Here is a 15,341-nt window from a genome sequence, read left to right as displayed (position 1 = left end):
GCTATAGTCGCTCCTTTATACGTTGGAGTACGATTTCACGATCATCAAAGTCAAGCCTCTGGCCACCAATCTCTTGGTATGTCTCATGCCCCTTACCAGCGATTAAAACGATATCATCTTTATTTGCATGGCCAATCGCATAAGAAATTGCTTCCTTACGATCTATGATCGATATATAATCTTTTCCTTTTACTCCGTCTTCCATCTCCGCTAAGATTTTCTCAGGATCTTCTGAACGAGGGTTATCTGAAGTGAATATCGGCAAGTTACTATATTTTTCAGCTACCTTAGCCATTAACGGACGTTTAGTTCTATCTCTATCCCCTCCACACCCTACTACAACGTATACATCGGAGCTAGCAAATTCATTGATTGTCTTTAACACATTTTCTAAGCTATCAGGTGTATGGGCATAATCAACAATGACTGTGTAGTCTTGCCCCCCATCAACTACTTCAAAACGACCACTTACTCCTTCTAAAGTTTCTATTGTACTAATAATTGAAGTGAGGGAGATCCCTGAAACAAAACAAGCTGCTGTTGCAGCCAGCACATTGTATACATTGAAAAGACCTATTAATTTCATTGAAACTTTAAATGTTTCATAAGGGGTTATTAGTTCAAAATTCGTCCCAAAAGGAGTCATTTTTATATTTTTTGCCATAAAATCACTTTGATTTTGCACCCCATAAGTAATCACTGTTCCAGCTGTGCTTCTTCTATATTCATCACTTGCATCGTCATCAGCATTTAATATTGCATACTTAGGATTACTGTGATTATAGCTATTACCTAATTGAGCAAATAATAACCCTTTTGTACGGCGATATTCAGCCATTGTCTCGTGATAATCTAAATGATCTTGGCTTAAATTCGTAAAAACTGCCACATCAAAATCACACCCAAAAGTTCTTCCTAAATCGAGGGCATGTGAAGATACCTCCATGATTGCAGTATCAACTTGATTATCAACCATTTCTTTAAATGTTTTTTGAAGCGTTAAGGCTTCTGGTGTTGTATTCTTTACGCCATAAGTTTGATTATTAATTTTTATAGTATTCGTCCCAATTAATCCAGTCTTTTGTTTAGCATGTTGGAAAACTTCCTCAATAATATGAGTAGTTGTCGTTTTGCCGTTCGTCCCCGTGACACCGATCAGCCTAAACCGTTTAGTAGGCTGTTCATAGAAGGCATCTGCAATAACTGATACTGCACGTGTTGTATCCTGTACAACGACTACCGGCACATCCACATCTAATGATTTTTCGGCAATGATAGCTACGGCACCTTTATTAATCGCTTCTTGTGCAAAATCATGTCCATCAACCGTATTCCCTTTTATACAAATAAACAGACTTCCTTGCTTTACGTCACGTGAGTTCGTTTCTATTGAGGTAATCGTTGGATTTTCCGCAACCTTCTTTGGAAAATCATACAACAATGATTGCAAAGTTTGTAAGTCCATAAAACCAATTCCTCTCAGTATTATATCTATATAGATATGACTATCATCGTATTCAAAGTTATGTATATATGTATACTATATAATTTAAACACAAAAAAAATTATAAAACGAATTATCTTTTTCATCAATACTTGTTTCTAATGTATCTTAGATCACCATCTCGATCACACTTATTTGAACAACCATTACAACTTGATGATTAATGACCCCACCTTTAAAGGTGGGGAGGATAATTTCTATATTCAATAATCATAAACTAAAATGGAGTGATAGATCAAAATTTTTTTACTCTCGTTCTTTGTCTGTATCACCAAAAAACACTCTAATGGTGGAACCTTGCTTTACTTTTGCACCAGCAGCTGGAGCTTGTTGTATGACTTCATCGCCTTCCCCGCTACTGTCAATCTTTAAATTTACGAGTTGCGTATGAAGGTCCTTCTTAGTTAATCCTACAAGATTAGGTACTGTAATTTGCGGTTCATCTAACCACGTTGCTTCTTTCTCAATTTGTCCGTCTCTTTGTTTAATGTCTAAAGCCCTTAAACTATCATCCATAATATTGCCAACAATAGGAGCAGCTACCACTCCACCGAATTGAACTGTATTTTTTGGGTTATCTACTGCAATGTACACAACAATCTGTGGATCATCTGCTGGGGCAAAACCTATGAATGATACAACATAATTATTCTCTAAATAACGACCGTCTACTGCCTTTTGAGCAGTTCCTGTTTTTCCACCTACTCTATAACCATCAACATATGCACCTTTTCCTGTCCCTAGCGCTACAACACTTTCCAGAGCGTATCGTACTTGTTCTGAGACCTCTTCTGAAATGACACGGCGCTTTTCATCAGGAGTATTGCGACTTATCACATCTCCTGTGATTGGATCAATCCATTCCTTCGCGATATAGGGTGTGTACAATATTCCACCATTGACCGCAGCAGCTACTGCTGCAACTTGTTGAATAGGTGTAACAGAGACCCCTTGACCAAAAGCAGTTGTAGCGAGTTCGACTGGCCCTACCTTTTCCAAATCAAACAAAATGCCAGTCCCTTCCCCAGCCAAATCTATTCCAGTTTTTTCTCCAAAACCAAATGCAGTAATGTAAGAAAATAATTTATCTTTTCCCAATCTTTGACCCAGCTCTACAAAGCCTGGGTTACATGAATTTTGTACAACTTCCAAAAATGACTGACTGCCATGACCTCCGCTTTTCCAACACCGAAGCTTAGATCCTCCTACAGAAATTGAGCCCGAATCATAAAAATGATCTTCAATTAAATTAACTTCTTCCTCTTGTAAAGCAGCTGCTAGAGTAATAATTTTAAAGGTTGAACCTGGTTCATACGTACTCCAAACTGGCAAATTTCGGTTGTAAATTTCTGGAGCAACATTTTGAAAATTAGCTGGGTCAAAATCTGGTCTAGACGCCATACCAAGTATCTCTCCGTTGTTTGGGTCCATAGCAATTGCAATAATCCCATCTGGATTATAAGCAGCTTCAGCAATGTCTAATTCACGTTCAATGATCGTCTGAACCCTCGTATCAATGGTTAGCTTCAAATCATTTCCATCAATTGGTGGGTTGTAATCATCTGCCATATCAGGCATCCTTTTCCCTTTCGCATCAGCATAAAATTGCACAGAGCCTTGTTCACCATTTAACTGTTTGTCATAATAAAGTTCAAGACCCATTAACCCTTGATTATCAATGCCTGCAAACCCTAATACATGCGATAAATAGCTGCCAAATGGATAATGACGCTTGGAGTCTTCACCGATATATACACCTGCTAGGTCTAACTCCTGAATCTCATTTGCCTTCTCATGAGATATTTTTCTACCCTCTGGGTGAATTCTGACATTCACTTCTTCCGCAGTGACAAGTTTGTATGCTTTTTCTTTTGACATGTCTAATGCTTCAGCTAGTTTAGTAGCCGTGTGTACAGGATCTTCTATCTGTCTAGGGACAACCCAAACAGTAGGAGCACTGATGTTTGTTGCTAAAGGAACGCCATTTCGGTCTAGTATTTCGCCACGTTTAGGTTCAAATTTTATATCCCGACTCCATAAGCCTTCAGCCTTTTCAGTCAATTCATTACCTAATAAAAATTGAACATACCCTAAGCGTACATCAATGATAAAAAAGATGAGTAAACCTACTAATAATGTTAAAGTTAACCTTTTTCTTACTGTAACTTGAGACACACGCATATAAGTGAACCTCCCATAAAATTGCTCGTTCAAATATATGCTTGTACATCATTGTTTAGAACAGATCTCCTTTAGTCTAACACTTCAATTGTTTCCTCATCTTCACCTTGTTCTAAATCGGCGCCTTCACCATCCATTGATGATTCATTTGCTAATTCCGCTGTTACTGCCGGTTGTTGAAGATCGATGATAAGCAAATCACCTTTCTGAACGACCGAATGAGGGAAGATATTTTGTTTCGTAACATAACCACTACCTACTATATTTGGCTGCAATTCTAATAGTTCAACAACCTTTAAGACGTCCCGTAATGACCAACCCATCATATCAGGCATTAATAATTCTCCATCGGTAACTAAAATTACTTTTTCATCAGCGATCACTTCGATTTGACTGTTAGGATATTGCGCTATAATTTTTTCCCCATTCCCAACTAATATTGGGGATAGGCCACTTTTTTCAATACTATTAACAGCTTCCTGTGGAGACTTTCCAATATAAGATTTTATCGTAACAGCTGTGTTTTGTAGATTTCTTTGTTCGTCCTCTACTTCAGTAGGAAGTATATTTAAATATTTCAAACTACTTTCCATAACAGGATTAAATATTTTTGAAACGGGTGCTGACCCTTTTTCGTTTGGTGCTATGTTCGGCATTTTCACCGAAACATACATGATTAATTCAGGGTCTTCTTTTGGGGCCATACCGAGGAAGGAAAAAATATAATTTCCGTGTCCTTTTAGATACCCTCCGCCGTTAGGGTTAGGTATTTCAGCGGTTCCTGTTTTTCCAGCAACTTGATAGCCCTCTATATCATAAGCTGCTCCAGTCCCATGTTCACCTACAACAACTTGCTCAAGCAAATCTAATACTTCTTCAGAAGTATTGTTAGATACAGGCTTCCCCACAACTTTTGATTCACCTTGCTCTATTACTTCATTCGTACTTGAATCAACTATTCTATCGATAATATACGGCTGTAACATTTCACCACCATTAGTAATAGCAGTTGCGGCTTGAACGAGTTGGATAGGTGTTACAGTTGTTCCTTGACCAAAGGCTGTCGTTACTTGTTCAATTGGATAGTTAAACAAAATGCTACCTGCTACCTCCCCAGGTAAATCAATACCTGTAGGCTGATCAAAATGAAAAGCTTGCAAATATTCGTAGAATTTATCAGGACCTAATTTCTCATAAGCAAGGATGGCAAAACCAACATTAGAAGATCGCCTAACCGCTTCATTAAAATTGATAACACCCCAGGTAGTGTTTATATCATTTATCGGTTTACTCCCAGGAACTGAATAGGAACCAGATTTAAATCTTTCTTCGCCATCATATACACCGCCATCAATTGCGGCAGCAAGTGTAAATATTTTCATCGTTGAACCTGGTTCATAAGGGTAGGAAATAGCATCATTTAAATAGTTCTCAATATCCCTTACGTTAGGATCAAACGAAGGTCTTGTACTCATTGCTAAGATTTCACCAGTCTTAGCGTTTGCAATAACGCCAATCATTTTTTCTGGTGTATATTCTTCATTCACCTTGTTCATAGCATCTTCCAAGAAACTTTGAATTTTCCTGTCAATCGTTAAATATACATCATTCCCATTTTCCGGTGGTACAATCTTAGTCTCTTTATTAGGGAGTCGGAAGCCTTGTTGATCACCTTCGTACGTAATATACCCATCTTCATCATGCAAGTAATCATTTAGTGATTGCTCAAGTCCTAACATTCCCACTGTTTGTTTACGAATTTGTGTATCGTCTTCAATTTCTTCTTTCACTGTATACCCAATCACACTGGATGCAAATACGCCATTTGGATAATAACGCTTCTCATCTCGAATAAATGTGATACCAGGTAATTTTAACTCCTCAATCTCATTTTTCAATTGATGGCTAATATTGCGACCATAACGTCCAAACTCAACTTGCTTCCTATCCAACTCTAAAATCCCTACCATCTCATGTACATTCATGCCAATTAGTGGTGCTAATTTTTCAGCAGTATCGCGTGGATCAACTACATGATTTGGCTCGTCTTCATCAGTTGTTAAGCTTTCATCAACCACAGCCGCAATTGTATAAGAAGGGATGTCTTCTGCAATTACTTCACCATTTCTATCGTAGATTGAGCCTCTTCTTGCCTCTATCGTTCTTTGTCTCTTATACTTCTCTTCAGCTTTAATCGCTAATACTTCACCGCCTGCTTCCCCTGACCATTGAATAAACACAAAACGTATCAACAACATAAAAAAGAGCAGTGTGAAAACAATACTTAACAACGCTGCTCCTTTGTTAATATTTTTTCTTTTTATCGTCATAATATCAATCCTGCACTACTTTTACATTTTTTTCGTTTAGTTGTAACCCTAGCTCCTGTGCTTTTTGCCATATCCTTTCGTATGTACTAAGCTCTTGAATTTCCACCTGTAAATCTGTGTTTACTCTTCCTTGTTCAGCTATGGAAGTCTCAGTTTGTTGAATCTCTTTATTTAAAGCGTATATCGAAGCTGTATTTGATATGATGGTTATGCCACCAACTAATATTGCAGTTGCAAACATTAGCAATATACATTTTTCACCTAATGATATCTTCGCGCTCTTCTTTTTGACTAATTTACGTTTATGTTTGACTTCGTGTTGACGCTGTTCTTGAACTCTGTGTGCTAAGTTACTCATTCATTTCTTCTCTCCTTTTTTAAAGGCTGTGATCGAATAAATTGTTGTTAATCGTACCTAAGTAACACGTATACAACAACATTTCGGGGCATCTTTTCGTTTTTATACATGTTATGAACCTCATAAAAATATACCAAGATGTTCTCACTAAGTAATTCTTTATACAAAAGTTACGAAAAGAGCCTTTTGAAAAGATAAGAAAATATAGCTTATTAGAGGTTCTTCAATTAGTCTTGGACAAATGATATCGAAAAAGTTACATTTTTTCCGCAATTCTAAGCTTTGCTGAACGTGCTCGGTTATTTAGTTCTAGTTCGTTAGCTGATGGTAAAATAGGTTTTCGTGTAACGAGCTTTAAGGTTGGCTTATACTCATCTGGTACTACAGGTAGTCCAGGGGGAAGAGGAGGACCTTCACTTGCTTTTTTATAAGCTACTTTACACATCCGGTCTTCTAATGAGTGAAATGTAATAACAGAAATTCTGCCACCAGACTTTAACATGTCAATAGCCTGTCCAAGTGCATCTTCAAACACTTGTAGTTCATCATTAACAGCAATTCGAATAGCTTGAAAAATTCTTTTCGCAGGATGTCCGCCAGTTCGACGTGCCGCTGCAGGAATTCCATCCTTTATAAGGTCAACTAATTGACTTGTCGTTTCAATTGGTTTCTTTTCTCGAGCAGCTTCAATCTTCCGAGCGATCTGTTTTGAAAAACGCTCCTCCCCGTATTGGAAAAATATTCTTACCAATTGTTCGTAGGGCCAATGATTTACAACATCATATGCAGATAAAGTTGCTTGATGGTCCATTCTCATATCTAATGGCGCATCGTAATTATAACTAAAACCTCTCTCAGGCGTATCCAATTGGGGAGAAGATACTCCTAAGTCAAATAAAATACCATCAACAGCATGAATATCTATTTCTACTAGTCTTTGTTGTATGTATCGAAAATTACTCTTGATGATTGTAATCTTATCTTGATGTTTTGCTAATTTTTTTTTCGCATGTTCGATCGCTGTTTCATCTTGGTCAAACGCAATTAACCTTCCACTATTAGATAGCTTGCTCACAATTAATTCACTATGACCTGCACCACCAAGAGTACAGTCAACATATATACCGTCTGGATTAATTCGTAAGCCATCTACTGCTTCGTCTAATAAAACTGTCTTATGTTTAAACATGTCTAGCACCACCTTGAGACAAATATACTTTGCCCATATTTTCTACTTATTGAGTAGTATTTGTCTCTCTGTTCAAATTATCAATTTAGTAAATAACTATGTTACGCATAGGCCGTTTTCACATCGATTGTTGTTTTTCATACTAAACAATGAACACGATATTAGTTAAAGTTTTTGGCAGCTTTTCTACTATAAATTCAAGAAGATCGCATAAAACCTCTTTTAATCAGTGGCCATGTAGTAGTAGCAACAATGTTTGAAAAAAGCACCTGCTTTAAACTCGTTCATTAAAAGTTAAAATCGATCATGTTTTCTGCGATTTCAGCGAATGATTCCTCAGACTCAGAAACATATTGATCCCAACTTATCTTACTCCAAATTTCAATGCGATTAGAGACACCAATTACTACACATTCCTTTTCAATTAAGGCGTATTTCCTCAGCGAAATAGGTATATTTATTCTACCTTGTTTATCAATTTCACAGTCTATAGCGCCGGAAAAAAAGAAACGAGTAAAAGCACGTGCATCTTTTTTTGTTAATGGGAGGCTTTTTAACTTCTCTTCAATAATGCTCCATTCACTCAAGGGGTAAGCAAATAAACACTGATCTAACCCTCTTGTAAGGACAAAAGAATCGCCCAGATTATCTCTAAACTTAACAGGGATAATCATTCGACCTTTTTGATCAATGTTGTGATGGAATTCTCCCATAAACATGATACACAACCCCACTTTCTAACAATAATGTACCACATCTCCCCACTTCTCTCCACCCTTTTTTTTGTAATTTAGCCATAAAAGCATATGTAGTCAAATATCGACTTTGTTTGCTTCAGTACAAAATAAGTAAATATTTGTTATACAAGACAACAACAAGCCTTATTTCAGAAAAAAATAATGGCATACAAAAAAACCTCTGTATGAATACAGAGGTTTAAATTAGCTGTCATTTATGCTCTTTTAATTAAAAATGGCCAGCAAGATGTATCATCCTAATCCAACAATTATAAAAGTAACAAAGATGCCACGAACACATGATGTATACGTGTTCATATTCTTAAGTCTATAATAACAATTAATGCGATAAAAACCTTGATGTAGCTATAAATGTGCACTCTCTTCAAATAGCATTTCTTACATTTATAGATAAATTAATTGATGGTTCCCATTATATTTTATCGGAGCATTTACTAATTGCTGCATAAAACCAAACCCATATTTATTTAAAAAGTAAAATATATTCCATACCCTTTCTTGAGGTAAATGATTTGGTCGTAAACAGTTCTCTATCCTTTGAAACTTTTTCAATGTTACTTCATGTTTAGTCTCGATAGAACGATTAATTAAAGTTGAAACAAATTCAAACTGAGATTGTATTAATTGAGCATTTTTAACAAGGACAGAATGTAAGTTAGCATCTACTTCTGTTGCTTTTCGCCTAATTTGTTGATGAATTTGTTCAACCTCTTCTTTCGCATTGTTAATGATACTTTCAAAGTCATACTTCAGCTCGGTTTTCACCCAATCATCACGATAAGAAAGCAAATTACCTTGTAAAACATCATCTATTGGTATATTTAACTTCTCTAAATCAGATGTAATTGTTCGGTCAACAATCGTAATATTAGCTCTCGGTATAATTGGTGGCATTTTAAAATCGAACAATGAAAAGGCATTTTTAAGCTCACCCCAATAGGCAAGTTCTCCTGGTCCAGCAATAAATGCTAATGTTGGGAATAAGTATTCTTGCATGAGGGGTCTTGTAACTACATTGTTGCTCAGCAAATGGGGTGATGATTCTGCTATTTGAATAAGTTCATCAAATGATATCTTCACTTCATTATTCTTACCTTTAAAGTATCCTTCAGCCCCATCCCTTTCCAAAAGCACTCGATTTTCATTATATTGATAAAACAAATTTGAAGAATTGATATTCACATCTAGCACTTTGTTATATCCAACTTCTTCTAACACATGTTGTTGCATAGACACCGCTTCTGCTAGTTGTGAATTGTTATAGATAAGATGATGGAAAAATTCAGATTCTATTTCACGTAGATCAGGGGAAGCTGAGTTAACAACGATAAGCCCTTCATCAGCAAATAATGTTATTAAGATTTGAGCAAAAAAGTCAACAACAGTTTCTGTATCATGTAAGCTCTGTTTAAGCATAGATAGAATTTCATGTGTATAATTTGATTCACCGTACGATTGAATGATTTCTTGTATCCATTGCTCACAAAGGTGTTTGTCTATATGTATATCTGATACCATTTGCTTATTAGTATTATGGCGATTGTACGATTTTTTCTTCATGCCGCTTTCTGTCTCTACATATTGATGATTAATTTCATCAAAGTCATGATCTTCACCAGCTATCCAAAACACAGGTAAGACTGGGACATTTAGTTCCTTCTCTTGCTGCTTTGCTGTTTGGATTATTGTCAATATTTTGTGAATAGTATACAAAGGGCCTGTTAATAATCCTGCTTGTTGACCACCGATTACAACAAGGCTATTTTGATCTAGAAGCTTTTCAATATGCTGTTTAGATTTGTCATTATGTTGAAATTTAGAGTGATAACGTAGTAGATGCTTTACGAGCCTCTCACGCTGAAACCGTCTTGATGCAAGCTCATCTTTTCTTTGTTCATACACTGTTGCATCATGAATATTGTAATGAAAAAACTGATGACACTCTTTGGAATTCCCCATGTAATCAGTTGCAAATTTATTTAATGAAGGGAGAAAAAGATCATTAACCTCCATGAATTTAACTTCCTTTCTAGCTGCTTTTATATCTACTCCCCGTAGTATAGCATTGATTTTTAAAAAATGGAAAGAACTTGCTCGTAAACTATTAAGTGTTAACAAATGCCAATACACGATCAATTAAGCCGTAAACAAACAAAATGATGTAGGCAGAAAAGAAAAACAAAAAACTAAACCGCCACGATCCTTTTAATACTTTGCGCATATCGATATCTTGTTTAATTTTCCACTGTAAAATAACAACAACCATCGCAATTAACACGATTATAAGTAGGATAAGCCAAAACATAGATTGTCCCCAAATAACCTCTGTCAAATAATATACTGACAAGATAAATAAGGCTGTTGAAATGTCGATAGCCATTAACAGAGAATTCCTTTTACGACGGGTGATCTTACATAAGATGAAATACACAAGAAACAAACCAATTATTGGAATAGTGACAACTGTTGCAAAAACACCTGCTACTAACTGTGACATGACGAATCACCTCTCTGCAATTCTTTACCTTTTATAGAATCATACAAAAATGTACTAACTGGTACACTTTTCCCCATCTTATCAGCCTCTGCTATGATATATCCTAATATTGCATCGATTTCTGTCTGTCGCCCACTCTCAATATCTCTTAGCATAGATGAGCGATTATTCTGAGTTTGTATACAAATATGTTCTAGACGTTCCCACATATTAGTTGTATTAACATTCATAACTGATGTCACTTCTATAAATAGATTCTTCATTCTCGAAAGAAAAAAACGATTGGAAAGTAAGTCTCCATTTTCCACACAATATAAGGCGGTTAATGGGTTGATTACAGCATTAACAATTAACTTTTCAGAAAGCACCTTATACCAATCTTCAGCAACTAAAACCCCAAAGTCGGAGTGTTGACCTTTTTGAAACGACTGTATTACGCCTTCTCCATTTCTAAATGAACAAATTTTCGTTATTCCAACACCAGTATGATTTACTGTATAGTCATTAATTTTTAACGCGCCATGCTCAACGACCCCAACAAGTATTACTTCATTGTTTAGTTTCTCAAATAGTGAAATATGCTTCATACCATTTTGCAAAAATAACAGTGCATTAACATTTCGAAATTGATTCGTCGTATTCAGAACACGGTCTAAGTGATACTCTTTAACCGTAACAATAATCAAATCCTCGTGATCTAACCCATCGTCTAATACTTTTGCAGTAACCTTATACGTGGATTGAACACCGCTCTTGATCAATTGAATACCTTTGGAATTTATTTGCCTAGCTTGATCTTTGCGTCGAGTATAAATCGTAACTTGATGATATATTGAAAGGTAACACGCATATAATAGTCCAATTGAACCAGCACCAATAACCCCTATTTGCATATAAACCTCCTTTTATATCAGGTTCTATGTATTATGAAACTATTTTAACAAAAATAGCGGAAGCAGTGTTACATAATCTCGTAAAAACTGCCTAATGTTGTTACTTTAACTAACAGCAAGTGCCAAAGTTCCTCATAATTTGGACCTAAGCAAAATTAGTACAGGCGTATTTTAACAACATTGATTCTGTAAATAAATAAACAGAGGATAACACTATAATGATCGTCATCCTCTGTTTGTTTATTTACTTTAGTACTTATATAACATTTTTGACCTCACTTTATAGCATCGTTTAAACTGGATAAACAGGATGCTTACGTTGGACATCTGCTATCTCTTTAGTTTCATAAATTGTAAACCTATCAATTAACTCTTTTCGTAAATCATTTGGTGATACAATTGTATCTATAATCATTTCAGATCCTAATTTATATATATCTATATGCTGTTTATACTCCTCTTGCTTTTGCTGAATATATGCTATTCTTTCTTTTGGGTCTTCTATGTTACTTATTTTGTTAGAATAAACTGCATTTACTGCCGCTTCAGGACCCATTACAGCTATTTGCGCAGTTGGAAGTGCTATACAGCAATCAGGCTCAAAAGCTGGTCCCGCCATTGCATATAGCCCGGCCCCATAAGCTTTTCGAACAATAACAGAGATTTTTGGCACAGTAGCTGAACTCATTGCAGCTATAAACTTAGCACCGTGTCTAATTATTCCAGCCTGTTCAACCTTTGTTCCTATCATAAAACCTGGTACATCAGCTAAGAATAATAAAGGAATATGAAAAGCATCACACAGCTGAATAAATTTAGCCCCTTTATCTGCGGAATCAACGAATAAAACTCCGCCTTTCACTTTCGGTTGATTGGCTATAATTCCAACACAGCGACCATCTATTCTAGCTAAACCAGTAATAAGTTCGGCAGCAAATAATTTCTTAATCTCAAAAAAACTATCTTTATCTACAAGTGCGTTAATACAATCATACATATCAAAAGGAGCATTTTGATGCACAGGGATGATATCAGCCAAACTCTTACTATGACTCGACTCTCGTGCCTCAATATGGCTTGGTTTAGACTGGGAATTAGCAGGGAAATACGTTAAATACGTTTGAGCTAAGCGAATTGCCTCTTCTTCATTTCCAGCAAGTACATCACCACATCCACTTATTGTACAATGCATGCGAGCTCCACCCATTTCTTCAAGCGTTACTTTTTCACCGATGACCTTCTCAGCCATTCGAGGGGAGCCTAAATACATTGATGCATTCTTATCGACCATTATTACAATATCACAAAAAGCTGGTATATATGCTCCTCCAGCAGCGGACGGCCCGAACAAAATACAAATTTGAGGAATGACCCCAGATAGGCGTACTTGATTATGAAATATACGACCTGCTCCACGGCGATTTGGAAACATCTCTAACTGATCAGTAATGCGTGCACCAGCCGAATCGACTAAATATAACAACGGCACCTTTTGTTTCTCTGCTGACTCTTGGATGCGAATAATTTTTTCGACTGTTCTTGCTCCCCATGAACCAGCCTTCACAGTCGAATCATTAGCCATCACACATACTGTTTGCCCATTGATTGTTCCAGTAGCTGTAACTACTCCGTCAGCGGGTAAATCCCCAGCTTGATCGTTTGCGAACATTCCATCTTCTATATATACCCCTCGATCAAAGAGCAGTTTCAATCTATCTCTAACAAATAATTTGTTCTGCTCTTTTTGTTTTTGATGATACTTTTCTGCTCCTCCACGTTCAATATTTTCTAGTTTTTCTGATAAAACTTTATCTAAATCGCTTACTTGAACCATTGTTTAAATTCTCCTTCCCTTTATCCTAATACGATGAGAACATCTCCTTCATTTACGAAATCTCCTATCTCCACTTTTATTTCATTTACAGCCCCTTCTATTGAACTCTCAATTGGTATTTCCATTTTCATTGATTCTAGAATAATAACCTGTTGGCCTTTAGTAATCTGTTCTTCCTTCTCAACTAATAAATTTAGTACAGTACCTGCCATCGATGCATATATTTCTTTCATACCATATATCCTCCCAATTCAGGTGTTTTTTTCTATTAAGCGGTCATTTCACAAACTTTTACTATTGATATAAGTTAAAACAACTAGATGAAGTTCTATGAGAGAACATCAGCGTGAATACTGCCTTGATAAAAAAGAGGTAGTATAACACCCTTCTCGAAACATCTCATTTTGAATAACCTTTTCAAGTAAAGGTAAGTTGTTTTTTATCCCTTCAACTTTCATTTCTTCAAGCAATTTTTCAGCCTTATGTAATACATCATTTCGATCAAGACCATGTATGACTAGCTTTGCGATCATCGGATCATAAAATGGGGTGACTTGGCAACCTTCATCATACCCTTTATCTATTCTGACACCCTCTGTTGATGGATAAGTTAATACATTAAGAGTACCTGGCGAGGGCAAATATGTAACTGGATCTTCTGCATATAATCGAAATTCTAGCGCGTGCCCGTTACTATTTATCTCATGCTGTAATAATGGCATATTTTCCCCACATGACAACCTTATTTGCCATTCAACTAGATCAATCCCTGTAACCATTTCAGTGATCGGATGTTCAACTTGTAACCTCGTATTCATTTCTAAAAAATAGAAATTCTCATCGTTATCTACTACAAATTCAACTGTTCCTACATTGGTATACCCTACATGTGCAGCGACTTTTAATGCACAATCAATCATTGCTCTTCTCGATTCCTCTGATAGGAACGGTGAAGGTGTTTCCTCAATCACCTTTTGATTTCTACGTTGAATTGAACAATCTCTCTCAAACAAATGAACAATATTCCCAGCTGTATCAGCACATATTTGAATTTCAATATGCCTCGCATCGGCAACATATTTCTCAATAAATATTTCATCATTCCCAAAATATGCTTTAGCACGGTTTTTAATTGACACAACCACCTTCTTTAATTCTTGCTCGTCATTACAACGTTGCATCCCAACTCCGCCACCGCCACTACTTGCTTTTATCATTACCGGGTATCCAATTTTATCAGCTATAACGCATGCCTCTTCAACTGAACTAACAGACTCATGACTCCCTGGCACAATAGGTACTCCAGCCTTTTGCATTTCCTTTCGTGCTTGGATTTTTTCTCCCATTAAAGCAATAACGTCATGTTGTGGGCCAATAAAAGTTATACCATTATCATTAACTAACTTTGCAAACATTGCATTTTCGGATAAAAAACCATACCCTGGGTGAATACCATCTACATTTTCCTCTAAAGCTAATTTTACGATAGCATCCATAGCCATATATGATTTTTGAACAGGAGATTCCCCGATACGGATCGCTTTAGTAGCTTCATTTACGTATGGTAAATTCTTATCAGCATCAGAATAAATCGCTATTGTCTCAATCCCCATATTGTTACATGTTCGAATTACCCTAGAGGCAATCTCCCCTCTGTTCGCAATTAGTATTTTCTTCATTTGCACACTCCTGTTCTATATCTTATTTGTATATATTTCTACAAAATTTTTAATATTCCTTCTATTTATGAAAACGCTTTCTAATTATTTTCTACAGAATTTTGTGTCACTTTGTTAT

The 15,341-nt window shown here is 36.2% G+C and carries 12 protein-coding genes; all 12 read right to left on the bottom strand.

What is annotated here, in order from left to right; translation table 11 throughout:
- Nucleotide 1: 1 nt before the first annotated feature.
- Nucleotides 2-1,465, bottom strand: a complete 1,464-nt coding sequence (locus tag V1503_RS17740) for a UDP-N-acetylmuramoyl-L-alanyl-D-glutamate--2,6-diaminopimelate ligase (protein WP_410628549.1) — start codon at nucleotides 1,463-1,465, stop codon at nucleotides 2-4.
- 285 nt (nucleotides 1,466-1,750) lie between these two features.
- On the bottom strand, nucleotides 1,751-3,685 hold the full coding sequence (locus V1503_RS17735) for a stage V sporulation protein D (protein WP_320257105.1): 1,935 nt from the start codon (nucleotides 3,683-3,685) through the stop codon (nucleotides 1,751-1,753).
- Nucleotides 3,686-3,756: 71 nt separating this feature from the next.
- Nucleotides 3,757-6,015 (bottom strand): penicillin-binding protein, encoded by a 2,259-nt coding sequence (locus tag V1503_RS17730; protein WP_410628548.1) that lies wholly within the window; start codon nucleotides 6,013-6,015, stop codon nucleotides 3,757-3,759.
- A 4-nt stretch (nucleotides 6,016-6,019) separates the two neighbouring features.
- Nucleotides 6,020-6,373, bottom strand: coding sequence for a cell division protein FtsL (gene ftsL, locus V1503_RS17725; protein ID WP_214483239.1), 354 nt, complete (start codon nucleotides 6,371-6,373; stop codon nucleotides 6,020-6,022).
- A gap of 256 nt (nucleotides 6,374-6,629) precedes the next feature.
- Nucleotides 6,630-7,562, bottom strand: coding sequence for a 16S rRNA (cytosine(1402)-N(4))-methyltransferase RsmH (rsmH, locus tag V1503_RS17720; protein ID WP_410628547.1), 933 nt, complete (start codon nucleotides 7,560-7,562; stop codon nucleotides 6,630-6,632).
- Nucleotides 7,563-7,849: 287 nt separating this feature from the next.
- Complete coding sequence (gene mraZ, locus V1503_RS17715; RefSeq protein ID WP_320208603.1) at nucleotides 7,850-8,281, bottom strand: division/cell wall cluster transcriptional repressor MraZ; 432 nt, start codon at nucleotides 8,279-8,281, stop codon at nucleotides 7,850-7,852.
- A gap of 423 nt (nucleotides 8,282-8,704) precedes the next feature.
- Nucleotides 8,705-10,333 (bottom strand): bacillithiol biosynthesis cysteine-adding enzyme BshC, encoded by a 1,629-nt coding sequence (bshC, locus tag V1503_RS17710; RefSeq protein WP_410628546.1) that lies wholly within the window; start codon nucleotides 10,331-10,333, stop codon nucleotides 8,705-8,707.
- Between the two features lie 91 nt (nucleotides 10,334-10,424).
- Nucleotides 10,425-10,817: a DUF3397 domain-containing protein gene (locus tag V1503_RS17705; protein ID WP_214483236.1), complete on the bottom strand. Its 393-nt coding sequence runs from the start codon at nucleotides 10,815-10,817 to the stop codon at nucleotides 10,425-10,427.
- Nucleotides 10,805-11,710, bottom strand: a complete 906-nt coding sequence (locus V1503_RS17700; protein ID WP_410628545.1) for a 2-dehydropantoate 2-reductase — start codon at nucleotides 11,708-11,710, stop codon at nucleotides 10,805-10,807. The genes V1503_RS17705 and V1503_RS17700 overlap by 13 nt, the downstream gene beginning before the upstream one ends.
- Before the next feature lie 292 nt (nucleotides 11,711-12,002).
- A complete protein-coding gene (locus V1503_RS17695) occupies nucleotides 12,003-13,544 on the bottom strand; it encodes an acyl-CoA carboxylase subunit beta (RefSeq protein WP_410628544.1) in 1,542 nt (513 codons plus the stop codon).
- 20 nt (nucleotides 13,545-13,564) lie between these two features.
- Nucleotides 13,565-13,777, bottom strand: coding sequence for a biotin/lipoyl-containing protein (locus tag V1503_RS17690; RefSeq protein WP_214483233.1), 213 nt, complete (start codon nucleotides 13,775-13,777; stop codon nucleotides 13,565-13,567).
- Nucleotides 13,778-13,885: 108 nt separating this feature from the next.
- Nucleotides 13,886-15,223: an acetyl-CoA carboxylase biotin carboxylase subunit gene (locus tag V1503_RS17685; protein ID WP_214483232.1), complete on the bottom strand. Its 1,338-nt coding sequence runs from the start codon at nucleotides 15,221-15,223 to the stop codon at nucleotides 13,886-13,888.
- Between the last annotated feature and the right edge of the window lie 118 nt (nucleotides 15,224-15,341).

It is taken from the genome of Nanhaiella sioensis, assembly GCF_046557775.1.
Lineage (GTDB): Bacteria > Bacillota > Bacilli > Bacillales > SM2101 > Nanhaiella > Nanhaiella sioensis.
The sequence above is the reverse complement of the archived record's forward strand: the minus strand, read 5'-3'. Positions and strand labels throughout refer to the sequence as shown.

Excerpts from the sequence above, each read along its gene's own strand:
- V1503_RS17740 (WP_410628549.1), bottom strand. The coding sequence starts at position 1,465 with ATGGACTTACAAACTTTGCAATCATTGTTGTATGATTTTCCAAAGAAG.
- V1503_RS17690 (WP_214483233.1), bottom strand. The coding sequence starts at position 13,777 with ATGAAAGAAATATATGCATCGATGGCAGGTACTGTACTAAATTTATTA.
- V1503_RS17730 (WP_410628548.1), bottom strand. The coding sequence starts at position 6,015 with ATGACGATAAAAAGAAAAAATATTAACAAAGGAGCAGCGTTGTTAAGT.
- V1503_RS17695 (WP_410628544.1), bottom strand. The coding sequence starts at position 13,544 with ATGGTTCAAGTAAGCGATTTAGATAAAGTTTTATCAGAAAAACTAGAA.
- V1503_RS17735 (WP_320257105.1), bottom strand. The coding sequence starts at position 3,685 with ATGCGTGTGTCTCAAGTTACAGTAAGAAAAAGGTTAACTTTAACATTA.
- rsmH (WP_410628547.1), bottom strand. The coding sequence starts at position 7,562 with ATGTTTAAACATAAGACAGTTTTATTAGACGAAGCAGTAGATGGCTTA.
- V1503_RS17685 (WP_214483232.1), bottom strand. The coding sequence starts at position 15,223 with ATGAAGAAAATACTAATTGCGAACAGAGGGGAGATTGCCTCTAGGGTA.
- bshC (WP_410628546.1), bottom strand. The coding sequence starts at position 10,333 with ATGGAGGTTAATGATCTTTTTCTCCCTTCATTAAATAAATTTGCAACT.
- V1503_RS17700 (WP_410628545.1), bottom strand. The coding sequence starts at position 11,710 with ATGCAAATAGGGGTTATTGGTGCTGGTTCAATTGGACTATTATATGCG.
- ftsL (WP_214483239.1), bottom strand. The coding sequence starts at position 6,373 with ATGAGTAACTTAGCACACAGAGTTCAAGAACAGCGTCAACACGAAGTC.
- V1503_RS17705 (WP_214483236.1), bottom strand. The coding sequence starts at position 10,817 with ATGTCACAGTTAGTAGCAGGTGTTTTTGCAACAGTTGTCACTATTCCA.
- mraZ (WP_320208603.1), bottom strand. The coding sequence starts at position 8,281 with ATGTTTATGGGAGAATTCCATCACAACATTGATCAAAAAGGTCGAATG.